The organism is Geminisphaera colitermitum TAV2, assembly GCF_000171235.2.
GTDB classification, from domain to species: domain Bacteria; phylum Verrucomicrobiota; class Verrucomicrobiia; order Opitutales; family Opitutaceae; genus Geminisphaera; species Geminisphaera colitermitum.
In genome coordinates this window covers 1-22426 of sequence record NZ_ABEA03000195.1, presented here as the reverse complement: position 1 = coordinate 22426, position 22426 = coordinate 1, and the positions used below count along the sequence as shown (strand labels likewise).

Below are 22426 nucleotides of genomic sequence, written 5' to 3'. Positions count from 1 at the left end.
CATCTCTTTTCATTCCCTGCTGTCCGAATTCTTTTTGCCGTGCTCGCGGCCATTGCGCCTGTTGCCGCCGTCGCCGCCGATTCCCCCGCGCCCGGCATCCCCGCCTTCGAACTCCGGCCTGACGGTACATTCAACATCGACGGCGCAAAATTTTACATCGGCCATTTCGACGCCAAATGGGTGCAGACCCGGCAAAACGCACTTCGTATCGAATCGCCAACTACGGTCTCCGCGACCTCCGGCGTCACCGAAACCCGCGGCACGCTCGCCATCAAAACATCCCCCGTCCCCCTCGCGCTGACCCAGCGCCTCGCCCCCGTTGCCGGAGACGCGCGCGCCTTCACTGCGGCATGGCAACTCAATGCCATCGACGACGTGCCCACCAGCGAAGCCAGTTTCCAAATTGATCTCCCCGTCGGACAATTCGCCGGCCAGACCGTGCGCCTCGACGCCAAAACCTATCCACTCCCCAACGAAACCGCCAAAACAGCATCCCTCTTTTCCGCCTCCCCCGCCCCCCGCGCACTCATCATCCCCACCCGCACCGGCACGCTCACCATCACCGGCAACTTTGGCGTCCGCGCTCAGGACAACCGCAAATGGTCCTCGCCCAACTATAACTTCCGCCTGAAATTTTTCGACGCCTCCGACGCCAAAACCACCGATAACAACAAAACCCTTCGCGCCGCGACGCTCGCCCTGCAATTCCGCTGGCAACCCTTTCGCAACGATCCCCTCTCGCTCCGCTTCGCCGCCAACCGAGACATCCGTGATGACGTTCCCGGCGACGGGCAAGGCGGCTGGACCGACCAAGGCAAGGACAACGACCTCTCCGCAATGAAGCCCGGCCGCCTTGCCGCCCCGCCGCTTGAATTCGACATTATTGACCCCGCGACGAACGGCAACCGCGCCGCCATCATCTTTGGCAACGCCGACCAGCCCGGTCTCCCCCGTGCGCCTGTCACCATCGACCTCCCCCCCCCTTCCCCGACCTCGCGTTCCGCCCCGTGGCGCAACCTCTACCTCCTGCACGCCGCAGCTTGGCTCCCCTCTGCGCAAAAATCCGTCGGCACCCTCACCCTCCACTATACCGACGGCACCCGCACCCGTCACGAAGTCGTGAGTGGCCGCGACGTCGGCGACTGGTGGAACCCCCTCTCCGCGCCCAATGCCGCCATCGCCTGGTCCGCCGAAAACCCCGCTGCTCGCATCGGACTCTATGCCTCCCGCTTCGCCATCGACGCAGGCAAAACCCCCGCCTCCCTGCAACTCGAAGGCACCGGCGCCGCCACTTGGATGATCCTCGCCGCCACCGCGTCGCCCGACGACATTCCGCTTTTCGAGGCTCGCCTCCCTCTCGTGATCGCTCCCGGCAAAGACTGGGCCTCCTACGCTCATTCCGTTGAGATCGAACCCGGAGGCGTATTCGATTTCTCATCACAAGTCCTCAAAAACGCACCCGCTGGAAAACACGGCGCACTCATCGTCACGCCCGACGGACACTTTGCCTTCGAGCAAACCCCCGCCGAACGTGTCCGCTTCTGGGGCGTCAACCTCTGCTTCTCCGCCAATTTCCTTTCAAAACCCGACGCCGACCGCCTCGCCGACCGACTTGCCCGCTCCGGTTACAACACCGTCCGTTTCCATCATTTCGATCAAAGTCTCGTCCGCCGCCGCGGCGCCGACTCCTGGGATCTCGACCCGCACAAGCTCGACCAGCTCGACTACCTTTTTGCCGCCATGAAAAAACGCGGTATCCACATCAACATCGACCTCTTTTCCAACCGCGGTTTCAGCGATGCCGAACTCGTCTCCTTTGGATTCCCCCCCGGCCAGACAGGCAGCCAGACGCGCGCCCCCTACAAAGGCATCATCCCCGTCTCTGACGCCGCCGTCGCCTCGCTTGAAAAATTCACCCGAGCCCTCCTCCTTCGCAAAAACCCCTACACCGGCCTTACCTGGGCCGAAGACCCCGCGCTCATCGGCATCTGTCCCGTCAATGAAGACACCCTCGTCGTCCGACTCGGCAATCCCGACATCCGTGCCCGTTATGAAGCCGCCTTTGCCGCCTCGCGCACCCCGCCCCCCGGCGAAACCGACGCCCAACGTGCCGTCGCCTGGAATCAGTTTATCTACGAAACCCACGCCAAATCGGACGCCCGCCTCTTCGCCATCCTCCGCGGCATGGGGATTGGCAAGAACGCGCTCCTCACCGGCTCCAACTACACCTCGCCGCAAGGCCTCGCGTATGTGCGCGAGCACTACGACTACGTGGACAATCACCAATACTGGGATCACCCGAAATTTCCCTCAAAACCCTGGCAGCCCCCTTACGCCTTTCATCAGAGCAGCGCCACCCGCCAGCTCGCCCGCCTGCCGCGTGAAATCATGCCCACGCGCATCCTCGGAAAACCCTTCACCGTAACCGAATTTAACTACTGCCGCCCCAACCGCCACCGGGCCGAAGGCGCGCTCCTCATGCCCGCCTATGCCAGCCTTCAGGACTGGGATGCCCTCTATAATTTCCAATACGCGCAAAACGACAAAACCGCGCTCGAAGGCGGACACGAAAACTACTTCGCCCTCGCCGCCGATCCCATCGGCATCATTGCTGATCGCGTCGGATCGCTCCTCTTTCAACGCGGCGACATCGCCCCCGCGCCCGGCGTCATTGCCTACGCTGTTCGCCCTGCCGAAGTCTGGTCCACCCTCATCCAACGCTTCCCAGAACACTTCTCGCGCCTCGGCCTCGTCACCCGTATCGGCTCCCTTACCGGCGAGCCCGCCGCGATCCTCGCAAAAACCAGCGATAACAACGCCCGGCCCGCTGCCGTCGTCACCGGCATTGCCCCCGCGCTGGAGAAACCTGTTCCTGCCCGCGCCTACACCGCCGACGACACGCTCGCGTCCCGCCTCCAGCGCGATGGCGTCATCCCTGACGGTTCCATTGACGCCAGCGCCACCCGCTACATCAGCGAAACCCGTCAGATCGAACTCCGCGCCACAGACGGCACCGTCAAAATCGTCACGCCGCGCAGCGAACACTTTTTGCTTACCGCCAGTCGCCAGCTTACTGGCGACCTCGTGACCGTGAAAAACGGCTCAACCGACGCCGTCGTGCAAGTGATTGCGCTCGACGACGCCCCCCTTGCCAGCACCCGCCGCATCCTCGTCACGCATCTCACCGACGCTCTGCCGACGGGACTGCGCTTTGCCCATCAAGACCGCAAACTCCTCGAAAGCTGGGGCAGCCTCCCGCATCTCGTGCAACGCGGTACCGCGACCCTCACCCTTCGCCTCTCCGAACCCGACGCCTGGCGCGCCTGGGCCGTGGACGCCACCGGAAAACGTGTCACGGAAATAAAACTACAACGCGACGCCCGCGACCCCGCACTCCTCGTCCTCGCCGCCGCCACCGTCACGCCCGTCGGCACCCAGCTCGCCTATGAACTCGTCCGCTGACGCCGTTCTTGATACGCCTCCGCGGCCATCGCCTTTCCCGATCGTTGAGTCCGGTCCCGATTTCCTGCAATCCCCGCTCCTCACGCCTTGGACTGATCCCCTCAGCGGCATCACCAGCCACCTGTTAACCGCCTCCGGCACCGCCGCCGCGTGCGCCCGCATCGCGCCCGTCCAGCAGTCATTCTACTACGTCAACCCCAGCCTCTGGCTTCCCATCGGCGGACACGCCGCGCACTATTGGTTTTATTGCGCGTTCCCGCCCGCCAATTCCGCGCAGAGCGGACGCACCCTCGCCGTTGCCGATTTCATCGCCGGCACTCTCCGCCATTTTCCCGAAACCGCCTTCACCGAAGCCTCGCCTATGCTCGATCACGTCACCGGCGAAATTTATTGGGCCAACGGGCAAGGCATCTGGAAACGCACCGCCGATTCCGCCGACACACCGCATCGTGTCGCTGCGTTTGCCCCCGCGATCACACGCAATCGTCCCGTGCGCCGCTACGCCACGCACCTCACCCTATCGCCCGACCGCCGCGCCCTCAACATCGACGCCGCCATCGGCCCCGACAACCACCTCGGTCAACTCTCGCTCAACACCGCGCGCACCCGCGGCGAAATCGAAATCTGGCAAACTATTGCCCCCACTTGGAATCACGCCCAATTCAACCCCTCGCCCCGTCATCCCGGACTCCAACTCCTCGCGCAGGAAAACTGCGTGGACCCGCTCACCGGCAGTGTTCGCTACAAGGACAACCGCCTTTGGCTGATCCGGCGCGATGGCGTCAACAACAGCGACGGCATTTTTCCGGTTTACCCACACTCGCTCGCCCATCTGGTAGGTTCCAGTTACCGGCCCGTCGCCAGCAATTCGCATCTCGAAACACCGCACGCCGAAATCCGCACCGACCCCCGCCAGATGCACGGACACGAATGGTGGTCCGCCGATGGCGACTACATTTATTACGTCCACTACCAAACCGGCATTGAACGCACTCCGCTTGCCACCGCCGGCACCACCGCCGCCTGCCCCGAACTCGTCTGGCCGCACCGCACCGTTTCGCACGCGCACACGTCTCCATGTGGTAACTACCTCGTTCTCGACGCACTTCCTCCCGACGCGACTGACATGCATCACGTGCGCTTCGTCAACCTCCGCACCCGCCGCTCGGTTGACATTGTATCCCAAATGCCAGCACCTCCGTCCGCGCTGCGTTCCTATCACCTGCATCCGCATCCCCAGTTTTGCGGACCGCGCGGCGAGTATGTTTGTTACACCATGATTCAGCAGGGGAGGGGGGGGGACGTGGCCTTTGTTCGCGTCAGCGATCTTGTCGTTGCCACCACTTGACGCCCTTCTTCCCTCCCCCCCCCCCCACACACCGGCCAGCACAAAACCGATTCCTCGCTCCACCGCACGCGTACCTCCGGCTCGCAAGTCCTCTCGTCCACTCCATAGCTTGCGCGGCATGTCCACTCACTCCAGCCCGCCTGCACCTCTCACCGCGATCTCACGTCGTATCGGGAAACGAAATACGCTCATTCTCTGTCTTCTGTGGGGCTGTGGCAGTGCAGCCTCGTGGTGGTTTTACACCCCCGCGTATTCCGTGCTTCAACTCCTCGCGCCCCTTTTTCTCGGTCCCTCCACCATTGGACTCTGGCTGCTTGGCGAGTCGATGGTGGCCGATGTGTGCGACGTCGAGGCGCGCCGCACTGGCGAGCGCAACGAAGCCGTGTTCAGCGCCCTTTTCGGCTGGATCATGAAAACGGGCACCGCGCTCGCCATTCTCGGTTTCAACATGTTGCTCAACGGCATCGGCTTCGATGTCGCCCTTGCGGAAGGGCAGGGGAGCGACACTATTTTGAGCATGCGCATCATCTACGCGATTCTCCCCGCCGCCGGTTTTGCCGCCTCCATCGCCTTCCTCATGCGCTACCGTCTCGAAGAGAAATCCTCCGCATAGCCCCCCTCCTCTTTCCCGTCCCCTCGTTCCCGGTTCACATACCGCACCTTCACCCGCATCACACCGTTCGTCGTAGCAGCGTTTTCCCAAACCGCCACTCGCCGGGCACCAGCGTTTCGTAGGCGATGTCGGGCAGGCCTAGGCGGTTGTTGTGAATCAACGACACCAACTGTTCCACCGCCTGCGCACCGATGCGGCGCTTGTGCTGCCAGATGCCTGCCCAATCCTCGCAATCTCCGTCGAGTGACAAGTGCGCCACGCCGATGTCCTCCGGCACACATCGTCCCGTGTTTTCCAACCAAGAAATCAACCTGCTGTCGTGTCCTACAAGCACATCGGGACGCGTTTTTTTCAGCCATGTGCCAAGCGCCTTTTGGTCGAACGGTTCGAATGTGAGCGGCGGAATCCGTTCGGACTCTGGAATGTCCCACAAAAGATGCCGGAACGCCGAGAGATACCTGTGATGCGAACGGCGCTCCTCCTGCCGGTGCAAATACAGGCCGATGCGCCGGTAACCAAGCCGTCGCAGCATTTTCAAGGTGAGCAGCATATTGTAATAATAGTCCGGCACCACGCGATGCAGTCGCGGGACCAGCATCGCACCCTCAAACGAGACTGCCGCGAACAGCCGCCAATCCATGCGAATGTGAGAAATGCTTGGAATCATCGACGGGCACACCACCACGCCCGTAATCCCCCGGCAGTTCAGGATCGACGACATGCGCGTCCCCGACATGCCAGCCTCGCCCAGCCAGAATTCCTCCACCCGGTAGCCTAATTCCCGCGCCTGTTCACGCGCCCCATCGATGTACGGCGTCAACCATTTGTAGGCATGAAACGCATCCTGTTTCAAATTCGCGTGCAGCCAGGCGATCGGGAGCAACGCCTTTTGCTTGCTGCCCCGGATGCCCGCCATCGTTTGGGCGAGTCGTGCGTCAGGGGTATAACCCATTTTGCGCGCTATTTGCAGTATCCGTTTTCTGGTGACTGCATTGACCAGCGGCGAATTGCGCAACGCCCGCGACACCGTCATTCGAGACACACCAGCTTTGTCGGCGATTGATTTGAGCCCGGTCATAAGAAAATGGAGGAAGGGGATGCGAAACCGTTTCTGATTTTCCGCGCGTTTGCCATCAATCCCTATTGTTATGTAACAATGCGCCGTGCTTTTCCTCCCTTCCGCCACTTCGCATAAAAATTCCCGCATGTCCGGTCCATCGTTACAGCCCCCCGCTCCACGACTGCCACACTCCGCTGCGTTCACGCTCATTGAACTGCTTGCCGTCATTGCGATCATCGGCGTTCTGGCCGCCCTCATCCTGTCCGGAATTGGCAAAGTGCGCCAAATGGCGCGCGCGGCCAGTTGCCAGTCCAACCTTCGACAGATCGGCGTGGCCACCCTGCTCTACACGCAGGACAACAACGGCTCCCTGCCCGGACAAGCCGCCGCTGCGAACCACGCCGGTCTCACCTCCAGCTCTCCCGCGTGGGTATCGACCAGCGGCGGCTGGAACCGCCTCGCAACCCACCTCGCCTCCTACGTCGGCACCCCTGTTCCGGCGAACAAAAGCGACTACTTTCTCGTCCAGTCCTTCGTTTGTCCCGGCTTCGCAGCAAGCGTCCCGGATGCCGTCCACGATTCCAATGCCGCGATTTACGCACTCACCCCGGTCGCGATTGCCGATGTCGGACGTCCCTTTGGCAACTCGACCTCCACTCCCCGCGTGCCATCCCTTAAACTGCAACAAATCCCAACCCCCTCCCGCGTTTATATGATGACCGACGTGGACCGCGAAATGCGCCCTTCCAATACCACATGGGTCATGCCCGACAAACCCGTCCACGGCAGCAAACGCAACCGTCTCTTCTTCGACGGCCACGTCCAGACCATGCCGCTGGACGACCTTGGCCTGTAATCCCTCCCCTTTTTTTTCCATCCACCAACGACCACCCAACCCGAATCCAGCATGAAACCACAAAAAAATACTACCATCCGCATCACCCGCGCCCTGCTTGCGATCAGCCTCTTCGCGGCCTTCGCCACAATGGTCTCCGCCACCGACTACACTTGGACCACAACCGGCACCACCGGACACGACTGGACCGGTGCAAACGCCAAATGGACTCCAGCCGGTGCGCCCTCCGAAACGACCGACAACGCCGCGTTCTCCAACCTGAGCACCAGCACAACGGTCAACCTCAATACCAACGTCTCCATCAACAACCTCTCGGTGGCCGGCACCGGCGGCACCACGCTGACGCTCCGCGCGGCGAACGACACGCGCACGCTCAACATTAACGGAACCCTCTCGAAATCGGCCAACACCAACCATGTCGTTTTCATCAGTGACGGCGCATCAACACTCTCCGTGACAGCCGGAAACCTTTCGCTCAACACGGGGACATACCGCTTTGGCGGCACCACCAGCAGCGCCACCAATACTACCGCTCTGAGCAGCCTTGCCATCGGTGCCGTCACGATGAACACAAATTCCGGCAGCAGCGCCATCGACATCGACCTCAACATCGCCAGCGACTACCGCCTCGGGACAGTGACCTTTTCGGGAGGCGGAACGAACGTCCGCACGATCAACCTTATCAACAACACCACTGCCGCCCAGACCCGCACGGCCACGATCAACGGCCTCACGCAGACCACCGGCACTGCCGCAGTAATCACCGGCTCCAAAGCCGCCGTTGCCACAACCGGCACGCACGCTGCCACGCTCAAAATCGACACCGCCGCCGACACCACCTTCACCGCCACCACGCAACTCACCGACGGCATCGGCGGCACGCTTGCCCTCCTGAAAACCGGCGCGGGCACGCAGAAACTCACCGGCACCCTCTCGCACACCGGCGGCACAACCGTTGAAGCCGGCACGCTCGCAGTCAGCGGCACGCTTGCGCCGAGCGGCGACCTGACCGTCCTCGCGGACGCAACCTTTGCCGCTGCCAATGCGCTCACCGTTCACGATGTCACCTTGGCAAGCAGCGCTATTCTCGGCTTCGACCTCGACGCCGCCACCTTTCCCACGCTCACCATCGGAGGCGACCTGCTTCTGAAAAACGCCACTGGCCCTGCAACCTTCACCATTGATTTCGGCAACACCGGTGTATTCGACCAAACTTACGCTGCGTTGCTCTCCATTGCCGGCACCGGCGTGACCAATGACTTCGCTGGCGCAACGCTTTCCTACAAAAACTTTGGCGCGTCCAAACAAAGCGGCACCCTCTCGTTCGATCAACTGACCAACGGTTTCTCCATCGCCGCCGCTGCTGTTCCCGAGCCCGCCACGTGCGCCGCATGGCTCGGCATACTCGCGCTCGCCGCCTGCCTGACCTTGCGCAAGCGCCCCGCACGTCAGAACGACTTGCCACGACTTAATCCGATTTAAATCGACTTAAGTCGCCCCCCCCCCCCCCGGCTCCGCCTCAATTCAACCAATGCGCATTTCTCTTTTTCGGTTTCTACCGCCAGCTCTCACGGCACTGCTTGCCATGGTTCTCGCACCGCGTCATGACGCCGCCACTACAAGCGGAGCCGCCCTCATTGCCATCGTTGGAGATTCCACCGTCTGCAATTACGCCGCGACCTCGCCACGCCGAGGATGGGGGCAGGTCCTTCCAGAATATCTTACGCCCGGAGTGCGTGTCCAAAACGAAGCCAAAGGCGGAGCCAGCACCAAAACCTTCCCGCCCGAACGCTGGCAACGCGCCTTGGCCGACAAGCCCGGCTACGTTCTGATTCAATTTGGCCACAACGACTCCCACGCCAAAGACAAGCCCGAGTCCACCGACGCCGCCACTGACTTTCGTGACAACCTCCGCCGTTACATCCGCGAAGCACGCGCCGCCAATGCAACTCCTGTTCTCGTCACGCCACCGCGCCGTCGCATGTTCCGGTCGGGAAAACTTACGGAAGAACTCACGCCATGGGCAGACGCCGTGCGAGCCGTTGCATCCGAAACCAGCACGCCGCTGATTGATTTGCACCACGACAGCGGCGAACTTTTCGCCCAGCTCGGCGAGGACGGCTCGACAGCCTTCACGCTAAACAACATCGAACATCCCGGACGCACCGGACGAGGTGATCGCACGCATTTCACGGAAACCGGCGCACGTGAGTTGGCGCGCCTCGTCGCCCGTCGCCTTGCCGCCATTGCCCCGGCGCTCATCGCCTCCTCTCCCCCTCTCCTCCCCGCTGCCGCTCCACGCATCCTGCACGTTTCACCACAAAAAACACACGCCGCCATCGCCACCGGCTCGTCGGCCGCTCCATTTGCCAGCATCCAGACGGCCCTCGACCAAGCCGCCCCCGGCGATACCGTCCGCGTGCACACCGGCGTTTATCACGAATACGTCAGCTTCCGCCGTTCCGGCTCGGCGACTCTCCCCATCACCCTCGAAGGCGAATCTGGCGCGATCCTCGACGGAAGCCGTCCCGGACCTCACCACTGGCAAGCCGCGCCAGACATCGCTCCCGGCGTTTATCGCCTGTCCCTTTCCCAGCCCGTTTTCACCGTCACGCTCGACGAAAAAATCATCGTCATGCTCCGTGAAAGCATGACACGCCCCGGCAAAGCTCCGATGGGCGAAACATGGGAATGGCCCCGCCTCTTCGCCAACGGCGTCGGTGATTCCGGATGGCAAGGTGGCGTCGGCGCGCTCGCCCTTTACCTGCCCGAACAAAAACAACTCCTCCTCCGCGTCCGTGGTGACACCGATCCCAATACGCTCAAACTCACCCTGTCCTCCCTTAATAAAAACGACGCCCTCATCAAAATCGCCGCCACCAACCACTGCGTCGTGCGCGGCCTCCAACTCCGCAACGCCGCCGCCGGCATTCGCGTGACCAACGCCGACTCCACACTCATCGAACAAAACACCATCGGCCCCGCCGATTTCGGCATCCTCCTCCATGAAGGCGCGACCAACGCCATTGTCCGCCACAACCGCATATTCTGGAATCCCTATGACGGCGCCAATCCGCACAACAAACCCGGCGCGACGGATCACTGGCGCGTTCACAAACGCGGCGGCTGGCTCGACCGCTACGGCGTGGAAATCCGCGAAAACACAGGCGGCCACGACATCCACGACAACTACATTCACGACCATTGGGACGGCATCAGCGCCCGTCCCTTCGGCGACAAAGACCGCGCCATCCGCGTCCACCACAACCGCATCGACACTATGTGCGACGACGGCCTCGAAACCGCAGGCGCACAAATCGACACCCAATGGCACGACAACATTGTCAGCCGCTGCTTCGTCGGCGTCCGTATCAAAGGACCCACTACAGGACCGCTTTACATCCACCGGAATATCTTTTTCGAGAATCGGGAGGACGTCCGCAATTTCGGCGGAAACCCAGAGCCGAGACCGGCCATTGTGTTTGTTTATCACAACACCTTTGCCTCGCCGTCCGCCGCGATTGTTTCCAACAAAGTCCGCGGAATCGGCACGCCGAATTACCATTTTTACAACAACCTCTGGCACCCCACCCACTGGTTTCTCAACGCCGAGCAGGGTGGTTCCGTGGAGCCCAACTGGAAGGCTGACGGCAATGTTTACGCGCGTCAGGGCACCGACGCACGCTGGACCGAAGGCATCGAATACGCAAAACGTCTGGGCTTGGATGCGCATAGTCTGTGGACGGAAGAGCAGCCCGGATTCCGCGATGAGAAAACGAAGGATTTCAGCCTGACGGAAAAGAGTGTCGCTCGCGCTCGTGGCATTGATCTCTCGCGCCATATTGGCGACCCGCTTCCCGCTTGTGCGCCCGGATATTTTTCCGGTGAGGCTCCTGATGCCGGTGCCTTGTCTTGGGGCGAAGTCATGCCGGTGCTGCCGCGACCGCATCCGTGAGCCGGGGGGGGGGGGGGGAGCTATGCTGTATGTAAAACACCATCGGCCTCGCCGTGTTGTTCCAGCCGTCGCTCATCCTGAGTGCCGCATCAACCTGCACCATGAAATCCGAAACCGCGGCTGACGCCGCTTCATTTTACAACACTGTTTACGACACCGTCATTTTTGGTGCCGGTTGCGCTGGGTTTGCCGCAACGCTCGCCGCGCATCGCGCAGACAAACGCGTGTTGCTCGTTGACCGCCATGCCTCGCCGCTCGCCGAATGCTCGTGGTCCTTCGCCACCGACACGGGCGAATCTGACGATCCACTTTGGCGCGAATGGCTGGCCCACCTTGATGTTCACGGAGCGGTGCGCGATGGACGTATTGACGGCGCCATTACAGAAATCTTCGCCAGCGAATGGCTGCGCACCCGAAACATCGCCGTCCTTTATCATGCCGTTCCCGTTGCGGTAGGGGGGGGGGGAGGGGGGGGCGGGATTGGCACGGTGACCATCGGAACAAAATCCGGCCTGCATCACCTCACCGCACGCGAATGGATCGACGCCACCGACGCAGGCGAATTGGCAACCTTGCTGGTCCTCGATTGGAGGACTCCGCAACCGGAGAGTCAGGTCATCAACATCACCTTCCGACTTGGGCGCGATGAATCGTTGCCAGCGTGCGAACTCGTCACGCCCGCCGAACTCCCCGCTATCGCGCGTCTGCAATGGGAACCGGGATTATGGCCCGGCGAACAGATTTTGCGGATCGAGTTGCCGGGAGATTTTACGCATCCGCGTCGGGCTTGGTTGCCTGCCTTGCGCACGCTTCGCTCCACGGTGCCGGAGGCCGATCTGAAAGGCGCAGTCGTCACGCATGGGAGTGTGGTGCCGTTCAGAAAATATTTAGCGCAACCCGCATCGCCCAACTTGCCCACGAATGTCCGTTATCTTGGCGGATGCGGCGCGACGCTGGCAGAGAAATTCACCTATGGCGCGGCAGCGCCTGGGAGCGCCGGCATCCTGCCGGCATGTGGCGCGGGCGAGACGCCCGCAGACGGCGCGCAGCGTCGCCCCGTAGCGCAGGCATCCTGCCTGCAATCGTCCTTTCGTGGCAGCGCAGGCATCCTGCCGACATCGCAGATTGCGGGCGAGACGCCCGCGCCACTTGTTGCCATTGCCGGACTCGGTACCGGCGGGGCTGTTGCGGCCATTGCCGCCGCGCGTGCTACGCCGAACGCGCGCGTGCTCGCATTCGAAGCAATGCCCTTTCCCGGAGGCATCGGGACGGGCGGCGGGTTTCATGTTTACTATTTCGGCGCGCCGGGCGGCTTGCAGGAAGAAATCAATCGCCGCGTGCGCGACATCATGCCGCTCTTCGGATCGGCGGGGCAGGTTGGTGGTTTTCACCCCGAGGCGAAAAAAATCGCACTCGACGAAATGCTCGCCGAAGCCGGCGTGGACGTCGTTTACGATGCCATGCTCGTTTCCGTGGAAACGAAAAACGCAGTGGTGGAGTCTGCCCTGTTTTCCACACCAAGCGGCCCGCTCCGCATCCGCGCGCGCGGCTGGGTCGATGCCACCGGCGACGGCGACCTCGCGGCAATGGCGGGCGCAGCGTTCCGACTCGGACGCAGGGGCGACGGATTGCTTCACGCTTACAGCCAGTCCTCCGGCCGTGTGTCCGTCAAAGACGGCGTGGCCCGAATGCAGATTCCCAATTACGACGCCGGTTACTGCAACCCAACCGACGAACTCGATCTGACCCGCGCCCGCCTTGTTGGTGTTTCGCACTACGCTCGCGCTCGCTACACCGCCGACGATCATCCCACCTACATCGCACCGCTCGTCGGACTGCGCCAGTCGCGGCACATCCGCACGGACTACGAACTCACGCTCGACGATCTCATCAGCCGTCGCCGTTTTCTGGATACAGTCGGCTGCACCGGCGGACACTACGACAACCATGCCCGCGATTATGAATTTGAAAGCGTCGAAGCCGCCTTCTGGGTGTGGGTTTGCCAGCAATGGTATGGCCGCCTTGCCTGCGAAATTCCCTGGCGACTCCTCCTGCCACGTGACTTGAAAAACGTGACGCTGGCCTGCCGCGCCGTCGGTGTGAGCGAGGAGGCGCATCATTCGTTTCGGATGCAGCGCGACATCCAGCGCATCGGCGAAGCGGCCGGGGCGGGTTGCGCGCTGGCCGCGCAGGCAGGCGTGGCGTGCCGTGACCTGCCATATGAAAAACTGCATCCGCACCTGCTGACCTCCGGTGCGGTGAAGTTGGAGCCGCCTTCCGAACTGGCTGCTTCGTTTGGCAGCAATGTTGCGTCACCGGAATTTTTTGAAAACGAACAGGCAATCACGCCATCCGCTCGCATATCTGACCGCTGGTTGGAAGAACTCACGACAGGACCAGCCACGGTGGCCTTGTGGCATTTGTATCGGTCGGGGCATGACGAGGAGACGCGCACCGCGGTTGAAAAACGGCTCACATCGCCCGATACAACTGTTTCGTGGCGTGCCGCGGCGATTCTTGCGATGTGGGGCGACGCGCGTTCCGAGCCACGCCTTTGGCAGGCGTTCCGCACCCGCGAGGACGCCAAGGCGCGTGACATCACGCGTCCGCAGCAGGAATGGTTTTATGTGCCGCGCTGGTATGCGGCGGTGACGCTCCTCAAACGTTGCATCACCCCGGCCAGCCTCCCGTTGCTGGAAGAACTGGCGTCGGATACCTCGCTGGTTCTCAACCTGCGCAGCGCCGTAGCTCTCGCTTGCGAGGCGCTGGCCCGGCGGTTTGCCCTTTCCGATTCGGAACGGATGCAGGTGACGGCCATCCTCGAAAAGCTGTCGGCAACGCTCGCGCCCAATGCCGTGCGTGATCCCGGGCATTCGACGGTGTTTCCTGAGTTACCCGCGCAACAAATGGCGGCGAAGGTGCGCGAGGACTACGGCTGGCAACTGCGCCACGCGGTGACCCGGGCGCGGCGGGCGCTGGGCCTTGATTATATAGTGAAGGAGCAGTCCATTTCGTCCTCCGGCTGGACGGTGACTTCCACCTTGAGAGCGTGGGAGTCGGCACCGCTGAAGACGCCGCGGGTGGGCGTGATGTCGGCGTAGTCGCGGCCTCGGGCGACGGTGATGTGGCCGACGCCCGCAAACATCAGGTTGGTGGGATCGTAATCGATCCAGCCGGTGCCGGGGACATGGACAGAAATCCAGGCGTGCATGGCATCGACGCCGAGCAGACGCGGAGAGCCGGGCGGCGGTTCGGTGAGGAGATAACCGCTCACGTAGGCAGCGGCGAGTCCGTGCTGGCGAAGGCAACTGAGAAACAGGTGCGCGAAGTCCTGGCACACACCGCGACGATTGCGCAGCACCTGTGCGAGCGGGGTGGCGATGGTGGTCACGGTCGTGTCGAACTTGTAGTCGCGTCCGAACTTTTCTCCGAGCGCAGCCAGCCATGTGAGCACGGGCATGCCGGCGAGATCGAGACCGGCGGCGAGAGAGGCGGCTTCCGGGAGATGAGGGACGAGGGCGGTGGGATGCCGGTATTGTTCGAGTTGAAATTCACCGGAGTGGATGGCCTGCGTCGTCTGGAGGGCGGCGAGGGCTGGGGGCGGTGTGAGATCGAGGTCGAGCGCGGGTGGCGGGATGTCTTCACGGGCGACGCGGCTGACGGCATGGATGACAAGTTGGGCATGGGGCTGGCTGAGGTTGAAGAGGTGCATCCGGTTTCCAAAATAATCCGTTCGCGTGGTGATGACGGCGGGCTCAGGCGTGATGGACAGCCGCCAGTCAAGGCAACGCTGGCCGGTGGTGTCGCCCGGTTGCAGGCGCAGCATCTGCCACGCCGTGGCGACAGGGGCGTGGTGCGTCCATGTAGTGGTATGCGTGATACGATAGAGCGGCATGTGTGTGGAATATCCTGAATCCCAGTCCGGCGGTTACAGTCCGGTCATCTGGTCGGTGTCTGCGCCAGAGGCACGGGCGTGGGAGAAATAGATTTCGGTGAGTTGGGCGCTGAGTTCGCGGTTGAGCGAGACGAGTGTTTGCCAGAAGGGAACAGCGGCGGCGGTGGCGGCGGCGAAGCGTGCTGTGTCGGCCATGCGCACGATGCTGAGGTAGTACAGGGCGCGGTTGCGCAATTGCTCCACGGCGCGGGGCGCGAGCCGGTCGGGCAGGGCGGCGAGGCTCTGCGTGACAAGGTCGGCCTGATAGTGCAGGCCGCGGGTGTTCTCCCGTTCGGTGACGAGCCATTGCAACACCGTCTCGGGGTGAAATGCGCCGTGGTGCATGGAGCGGTAGGCGAAGAGAGAGTCGGCGAGGTGCAGCGTGGTTTGGAGGCGAAATTCCGAGGGCGCAGTTCCGGTGGCGTCGCCGAGCAGGTGTTGCAGGACGTTGAGGATTTGCAGGCTGCGTTCGATGCGGCGACCCAGGTCGAGGAAGTGCCAGGCGGTGTTGCGCGGGAGGTTCTCGGCGAGGATGCCGTCGAGCGCGGCGAGTTGCGCGCGCAGTCCCACCGCGCCGGGCGCGGACTGGCGGGATTCACGCAGGCGGCGTGTCATTTGCCAGGCTTCGGGCGGGAGGCGCGATTTGACGGCTTCGAGGCTGCGTCCGAGGCGTTCGAGATTGGTGTTGAGGCTGCCCGGCTGGCCGGGATCGGTGGCGATGCGGCGGACGAAGGCGGCGCTTTTTTCGATCGGCCCCACCTCTGGCACGGGGACTTGCTGGAGGTGGCAGAGCAGGCGCACGGCGTCGTCCACGACGGCGGGATCGAGGGTGGCGATTTCATCGCGGAGCAGGGGTTCCAGCTTGGCGAGCATGCGGGCGAGTTGTCCGGTGCGTTCGAGGTAGCGTCCGAGCCAGAAGAGGTCGTCGGCGAGGCGACTGGGAGTGTCGTGCGCTTCGTTGGAGACAGAGGCGGCGGCGGGCGTGGACGCGGGCTCGGGGGGGGCGTCGGTGGCGTGCAGCACCCAGATGTCCTTGGCGACGGAGCCGGTCTGGAGGGAAACGATGGCGTCTTCGCCCACCGGGTTGCAGCGCGCGAGGCCGCCGGGCATGACTTGATAATCGCCGTCGTGCCACGCGAGGTGGATGCGCGCGATGAAGGGCATGGCGGTGAGATGTCCGGTGGCGGGATTGAGTCCGGGCGTGGTGCCGAGGAGCACGCGCTCCTGTCCGCACCAGGCCCAGGGGCGGAGTTTGATGTCGCGTGCGAGGGTGGCGCGGCCCGCCTCGGAGAGCTGAGGTCCGTAGCGGAGGGGGGGGCTGCCGGGCGTGGGAAAGGTGGGCTTGATGACGAGGCCGTGCAGGTTTTCCAGCACGTAGCGGCGGGCGTCATCGTGACCGCACCACCAGGTGGCGACGCTGGGCAGGCGTAGTTCCTCTCCCAATACGTGGCGGCAGAGCGGGGCGAGGAAGGCGAGGAGGGCGGTGGTTTCGAGGGCGCGGCCTCCGGGAAGATTGGCGATGGCGACGCGCCGGGCTTGCGCAGCTTCGATCAGGCCGGGGACGCCGAGCAGGGACTGGTCGTTGAGTTCGAGCGGGTCGCAAAAGTCGGAATCGACGCGGCGCACGATGACATCGACGCGGCGCAGACCGCCGACGGTGCGCAGGAAAACCTGGCGGTCGCGGGTGGTGAGGTCGGCGCCTTCAACCAAGGGGAATCCGAGGTAGCGGGCGAGGTAGGCGTGTTCGAACCATGTTTCGTTGGCGGGGCCGGGCGTGAGGAAAACGACGCGCGGATCGGTGGAACCGTGGGGGGCGAGGGTTTCGAGCGACTGGCGGAAGTCATGGAAAAAGCGATGGAGGCGCGTGACGGGCGCGCGCTGAAAAACACGAGGCAAAACCTCGCGCGTAATCATGCGGTTTTGCAGCGAGTAGCCGAGGCCGGAGGGCGCGTCGAGGCGGTCTTCGATCACCCACCAGCGTCCGTCCGGGGAGCGGGCGATGTCGGCGGCGTAGGTGTGGGGGGAGGGGGCGCGTCCGAGACCGTGGCAGGCGCGGAGGAAATGCGGGCTGGCCATGGCAAGCGAGGCGGGCAGGTGGCCGTCGCGCAGGAGGTGTTGCGGGCCGTAGAGGTCATTGAGCAGGGCGTTGTAGAGGCGGGCGCGCTGGCGAAGTCCGTCGGTGATGAGAGTCCAGTCGTCGGAACCAAGGAGGAGCGGGATAGGGTCGAGGGGCCAGACGTGGGCGGTTGATCCATCGCCGGCATACACGTTCATGCTCACGTCTTGTTCGAGCACGGCACGGCGGCAGGCTTCGACGGCGGAGCGAATGGCGTCCTGCGGATGGGAGCCGAGGTGGCTGAAAAATTCGGCCCATGCCGGGCGCAGGGCGACGTCGTCGGGCAGGCGGCATTCGTCGAAGTGGCCGGGACGTTGCCGGTAGTCAGCGAGGAGGTCGGCGGTGGTAGTGGCGGCGGAACTCATTCGGGATTCCGTGATGCAGGTTCTGGATGGCGCAGGTCGAGCGTGAAAGCCATGCCGGGGGCAGAGTCGTGCCGAAGGGCGACTGGCTCCGCGCCGGGCGTGTGGCCGATGGTGGAAAAACGTGCGAGGCGGCGGCTTTCGGCTTCGTAGGAATTGACCGGCAGAGTTTCGTAATTGCGACCGCCGGGGTGGGCGACGTGATAGGTGCAGCCGCCGAGTGGACGGTTGTTCCATGTATCCACCAGGTCGAATACGAGCGGGGCGTGAACGCCGATCGTCGGTTGCAGGCAATTGGGTGGCTGCCAGGCGCGGTAACGCACGCCGGCCACGCCTTCGCCGTTGACGCCGGTCGGGTGCAGAGGGAGGCGGCGACCGTTGACGGCGAGGGCGAAACGGTCGCCGATGAGTCCGCGGGCTTTTATCTGAAGACGCTCCAGCGAACTGTCCACGTAGCGCACGGTGCCGCCGCCGCCGGCCTCCTCGCCGAGCACATGCCAGGGCTCCAGCGCGGTGCGCAACTCGACGTGGACGTCGCGCTGGGCAAACTCGCCGATGCGCGGAAAGCGAAATTCGAAATGCGGAGCGAACCACGCCGGGTCGAAGGGATAACCGGATTCGCGCAGGTCGCGCAGCACGTCATTGAAATCCGTCTCGCAGAAGTGCGGCAGCATCCAGCGGTCATGAATGTCGGAGCCCCAGTGAACGAGTTTGTTGCGGCAGGGTTTGCGCCAGAATTTGGCGACGAGGCCGCGCAAAAGCAGGTGCTGGGTGAGGCTCATGCGCGCGTGCGGCGGCATCTCGAAGGCGCGCATCTCGACGAGTCCGAGACGCCCGGCGGGACCGTCGGGCGAGTAGAGTTTGTCGATGCTGAACTCGGCGCGGTGCGTGTTGCCGGTGGCGTCGGTGAGCAGGTTGCGAAAGAGGCGGTCAACGAGCCAGGGCGGCGTGTGGCCGGCGGCAAGCTGGCGGTCCAGTTCGTGAAAGGCGATGTCGAGTTCGTAGAGGCTGTCGTTGCGCGCCTCATCCACACGCGGGGCCTGCGAGGTGGGGCCGATGAAGAGGCCGGAAAACAGGTAGCTGAGCGAGGGATGGTTTTGCCAGTAGGTGAGGAGCGAGCGGAGGAGGTCGGGGCGTCGCAGGATGGGGGAGTCGGAGGGCGTTTCGCCGCCGAGGATGATGTGGTTGCCGCCGCCGGTGCCGGTGTGGCGTCCGTCGATCATGAACTTTTCCGTGCCGAGGCGCGCAAGCCGGGCTTCTTCATAGAGCGTGGTGGTGCGGTCAACGAGTTCGGTCCAGGTGCGGCTCGGGTGGAGGTTGACCTCGATGACGCCGGGATCGGGTGTGACGGAGAGCTTGTTGAGGCGCGGATCGCGCGGCGGCGGCTCGCCCTCGATGATGACGGGCAGGCCGAGTTCTGTAGCGGAAGTTTCGATACCGGAGATGAGATCGAGGTAATCCTCGGCAAGCGTGATCGGGGGCATGAAGACGTGCAGGCGTCCGTCGCGCGGTTGCACGCAGAGGGCGGTGCGGATGATGTGCGGCGCGCTTTCGCCTTCGGCGGGGCGGCGTGCGGGGTCGGGCTGCTGCGCGCGCTGGCCGGGGCCGTGTCCGGGCGCGAGCGGGGCGTTCGCACCACTCACGAAACGCTGGCGGCCGATGCCAAGGGGAAATTCGCGGGGCAGCGCGGGCAGGGGTTGCGAGAGATCGCGCGGCCATTGGTGCGGGTAGTCCTTCGGCGCAACCCAGGGGATCGAGTCGAGCGGGAGGCGCAGGCCCATGGGCGAATCGCCGGGGATGAGCCAGAGGGTGTCGTCGTCACGCAGAAACCAGGGGCCGGACATCCAGCCCGCGTGTCCGCCGCCGGCGTCTTCGGAGATGCGTTTGATGGGGAGCGCGTAGCCGACGACTTCGCCGAGTTCCTTCTGGAAAATGCGGGCGATGCGTTCGCGCTCCTGCTTGTCTTTGAGCCGGGAATCCCCGGCGGCGACGTTGGACGGGAGGCGGCGCTCCTTCCATGTGTAATAAAAGACGTCCTCGTAGGCGGGCAGCAGATGCGCGGGGTTGAGCCCGGCGGCGCGGGCGATGCGCAGGGCGAGTTCGCGGGCCTCGCGGGCGCCGTATCCATAATCCCGTGACACGTCGGCGATCAGAGAGTCGTCGCGCCAGACGGGGACTCCGTCCTTGCGCCAGAAGGCGGAGAGCGCCCAGCGGGGCAGGGGTTCGCCGGGATACCATTTGCCCTGGCCGTAGTGCAGCAGTGCGCCGGGGGCGAATTTGTCGCGCAGGCGTTTGATGAGCTGGCCGGAGAGGATGCGTTTTGGGTGAGAGACGGCGGTGAAATTCCACTCGGGGCCGTCGGGATCGTCGATGGAGACGAAGGTGGGTTCGCCGCCCATGGTGAGGCGGATGTCGTCGCGTTCGAGGTCGGCGTCGATCTGGTGGCCGAGACGGTCGATGGCCGCCCATTGCTCCTCGGTGCAGGGCTGCGTGACACGCGGGGATTCCTGGATGCGGCTGACATGCATCTCATGGGCAAACTCGACTTCGCATTCGTCGAGCGCGCCCGTGATGGGCGCGGCGCTGGAGGGTTCGGGCGAACAGGCGACAGGGATGTGGCCTTCGCCGGCGAAGAGGCCGGAGGTGGGGTCGAGGCCGACCCAGCCGGCGCCGGGGAGAAACACTTCGCACCAGGCGTGCAGGTCGGTGAAGTCCTGCTCCGCTCCGGAGGGGCCGTCGAGGGATTTCACGTCGGCCTTGAGTTGTATCAAATATCCAGATACGAAGCGTGCGGCGAGGCCGATGCTGCGGAGCACCTGCACCATCAGCCAGGCGGAGTCGCGGCAGGAACCGCTGCGCATGGCGAGCGTGGTCTCGGCGTTTTGCACGCCGGGTTCCATGCGAATAATGTAACGGATTTCGGTGAAGAGCCTCTGATTGAGTGCGACAAGAAAGTCGATTGTACGGCGGGGCTTGAGGTCGAGCGAATGGATGAAACAGGCGAGTTTTTGGCCCGGACTGGGTCTGTTGCGGTAGGGAGCAAGCTCGGTGGCGAGGGATTCGGCGTAGGTGAAGGGGAATTTTTCCGCCTCGGGTTCGAGAAAAAAATCGAACGGATTGTAAACCGACATCCCGGCCACGAGGTCCACGGTGACGGTGAACCGGGTGATTTTTTCAGGAAAAACAACCCGCGCCAGGTGATTGCTGAACGGGTCCTGCTGCCAGTTGATGAAGTAGCCTTCGGGTTCGATTTTGAGCGAGTAGGCCGGGATGGGCGTCCGGCAGTGCGGCGCGGGCCGGAGTCGGATGACCTGCGGGCCGAGGTTGATCGGGCGGTCGTAGGCGTAGGCTGTCCGGTGGTGGAGAGCAACGTGAATGGGCATAGGTTGGCGCGACGATGGCCGGACGGTATAGCAGGAGGCGGGCCGGGTGGAGGCAGGGGGAGGCGGATTTTGCCTCCTGAGCGGGATTCGGATGAGGCAACTTCCTTTTCCACTGCAAGTTGCGCGGGCACAAAAAAGCCGCCGGGCTTTTGAGGGCGCCGGCGGCAAGAGTTGCTGCGAGGAAATGTCGCGCGCGAATCAAGCCTTGAGGTGGCCGGAAACGAGCTTGGTCATTTCGAACATCGAGACGGTCTTCTTGCCGTTGAAAACGGCCTTCAGTTTGTCGTCCGCGTTGATGTTGGTCTTCACCTTCTTGTCCTGAAGGTTGTTCTTCTTGATGTATTCCCAGAGTTTCTTGGTGAGCTCCGTGCGGGGGAGGGGTTTCGCACCAACAACGGCCGCGAGGACGTCGTCAGGTTGAACCGGTTTCATGAAGGCAGCGTTGGGTTTGCGTGCAGGTGTTTTTGCCATAGCGAGGTTCGTCCTAGGACAGTGCGGAGCGAATGCAAACAGTATTTTTTCTGGGTAAAAATACCGGTTTCAGAGGGAAAATTTCAAACTTGCGTAACCGGCCAAGAGTTTTCAAAAGCGCCGGATGGCTGCGTAGTTGAAAAATAACTACGTCTGAAGGGGCGGCGAGTCTGCCGCGGAGGGGCTTTTGTCGCCTTGCGCAAACTGGCCGTGGAGGGAGGCGTAAACTCCGCCGGCGGCGACGAGGGTGTCGTGTGTACCGCGTTCGATGATACGTCCGTGGTCGAGCACAAGCACGAGGTCGGCGTGGCGGATGGTGCTGAGGCGGTGGGCGACGACGAGGCTGGTGCGGCCGGTGAGGAGGAGTTGCAGGGCGCGCTGGAGTCGGGCTTCGGTGAGGGCGTCGATGGCGCTGGTGGCCTCGTCGAGGATGACGAGGCGCGGCTTGGCAAGCATGGCGCGGGTGAAGCACACGAGCTGGCGCTGGCCGAGCGAGATCCCCCCCCCCCCCGCGCCGACGTCGGTGGCAAGTCCGCAAGGCAGGGCGTCGAGGAGATCGAGGCAGTCGATGGACGCGGCGGCGGCGCGCACGTCGTCTTCCGTCGCCTCGGGGCGGGCCATGCGGATGTTGTCGAGAACGGTGCCGCTGAAGAGGAAGTTTTGCTGTGTGACCATGCCGGTCTGCCGGTGCAGGGAGTGGCCGGTGAGCGTGAGAATGTCGCGGCCGTCAATGAGCACCTGGCCGGATGTGGGTAGGTAGAATTTGGATACGAGGTTGATGATGGAGCTTTTGCCGCTGCCGGTGTGTCCGACGAGGGCAACGGTCTGGCCGGGGCGGGCTTCAAAGTTGATGTCGCGGAGGACGA

13 protein-coding genes are annotated in these 22426 nt (G+C 63.4%); 7 read left to right on the top strand and 6 right to left on the bottom strand.

Going from position 1 to position 22426, the window contains the following annotated elements; genetic code table 11:
- The first annotated feature begins 39 nt into the window (after window positions 1–39).
- The 3 genes from OBACDRAFT_RS22510 (at window position 40) to OBACDRAFT_RS22500 (ending at window position 5423) form a co-directional block, all read left to right on the top strand.
- Window positions 40–3462, top strand: coding sequence for a glycosyl hydrolase family 5 (locus tag OBACDRAFT_RS22510; RefSeq protein ID WP_157837255.1), 3423 nt, complete (start codon window positions 40–42; stop codon window positions 3460–3462).
- Window positions 3446–4810, top strand: coding sequence for a hypothetical protein (locus OBACDRAFT_RS22505; RefSeq protein WP_232767587.1), 1365 nt, complete (start codon window positions 3446–3448; stop codon window positions 4808–4810). Before OBACDRAFT_RS22510 ends, OBACDRAFT_RS22505 begins: the two co-directional genes overlap by 17 nt.
- A gap of 118 nt (window positions 4811–4928) precedes the next feature.
- Window positions 4929–5423: an MFS transporter gene (locus OBACDRAFT_RS22500; RefSeq protein ID WP_081722284.1), complete on the top strand. Its 495-nt coding sequence runs from the start codon at window positions 4929–4931 to the stop codon at window positions 5421–5423.
- A 58-nt stretch (window positions 5424–5481) separates the two neighbouring features.
- Here OBACDRAFT_RS22500 and OBACDRAFT_RS22495 read toward each other — a convergent pair whose 3' ends face one another.
- Complete coding sequence (locus OBACDRAFT_RS22495; protein ID WP_043589261.1) at window positions 5482–6501, bottom strand: LacI family DNA-binding transcriptional regulator; 1020 nt, start codon at window positions 6499–6501, stop codon at window positions 5482–5484.
- Window positions 6502–6628: 127 nt separating this feature from the next.
- Here OBACDRAFT_RS22495 and OBACDRAFT_RS22490 point away from each other — a divergent pair, with 127 nt between their 5' ends.
- From OBACDRAFT_RS22490 to OBACDRAFT_RS22475, 4 genes are all read left to right on the top strand, one after another.
- The gene (locus tag OBACDRAFT_RS22490) at window positions 6629–7339 is read left to right on the top strand and encodes a type II secretion system protein (RefSeq protein ID WP_052362389.1); all 711 of its coding nucleotides are present in this window, start codon (window positions 6629–6631) and stop codon (window positions 7337–7339) included.
- A gap of 51 nt (window positions 7340–7390) precedes the next feature.
- Window positions 7391–8821, top strand: coding sequence for an autotransporter-associated beta strand repeat-containing protein (locus tag OBACDRAFT_RS22485; protein WP_052362388.1), 1431 nt, complete (start codon window positions 7391–7393; stop codon window positions 8819–8821).
- Window positions 8822–8924: 103 nt separating this feature from the next.
- Window positions 8925–11294 carry a GDSL-type esterase/lipase family protein gene (locus OBACDRAFT_RS22480; protein WP_052362387.1) on the top strand — a complete coding sequence of 790 codons (2370 nt, stop codon included), beginning with the start codon at window positions 8925–8927 and terminating at the stop codon, window positions 11292–11294.
- 101 nt (window positions 11295–11395) lie between these two features.
- Window positions 11396–14395, top strand: coding sequence for an FAD-dependent oxidoreductase (locus OBACDRAFT_RS22475; protein ID WP_081722283.1), 3000 nt, complete (start codon window positions 11396–11398; stop codon window positions 14393–14395).
- On the opposite strand, the gene OBACDRAFT_RS22470 is transcribed toward OBACDRAFT_RS22475, so the two are convergent.
- From OBACDRAFT_RS22470 to OBACDRAFT_RS22450, 5 genes are all read right to left on the bottom strand, one after another.
- On the bottom strand, window positions 14281–15189 hold the full coding sequence (locus OBACDRAFT_RS22470) for a transglutaminase family protein (RefSeq protein WP_043589181.1): 909 nt from the start codon (window positions 15187–15189) through the stop codon (window positions 14281–14283). The genes OBACDRAFT_RS22475 and OBACDRAFT_RS22470 overlap by 115 nt on opposite strands.
- Window positions 15190–15222: 33 nt before the next feature.
- Window positions 15223–17709, bottom strand: coding sequence for a circularly permuted type 2 ATP-grasp protein (locus OBACDRAFT_RS22465; RefSeq protein WP_043589180.1), 2487 nt, complete (start codon window positions 17707–17709; stop codon window positions 15223–15225).
- The gene (locus OBACDRAFT_RS22460; protein ID WP_043589179.1) at window positions 17706–21089 is read right to left on the bottom strand and encodes a transglutaminase family protein; all 3384 of its coding nucleotides are present in this window, start codon (window positions 21087–21089) and stop codon (window positions 17706–17708) included. Before OBACDRAFT_RS22460 ends, OBACDRAFT_RS22465 begins: the two co-directional genes overlap by 4 nt.
- 198 nt (window positions 21090–21287) lie before the next feature.
- On the bottom strand, window positions 21288–21521 hold the full coding sequence (locus OBACDRAFT_RS22455; RefSeq protein ID WP_198529969.1) for an SWIB/MDM2 domain-containing protein: 234 nt from the start codon (window positions 21519–21521) through the stop codon (window positions 21288–21290).
- A gap of 186 nt (window positions 21522–21707) precedes the next feature.
- Window positions 21708–22426 (bottom strand): ABC transporter ATP-binding protein (locus OBACDRAFT_RS22450; protein WP_043589176.1); only part of this gene is annotated, 719 nt, incomplete at its 5' end.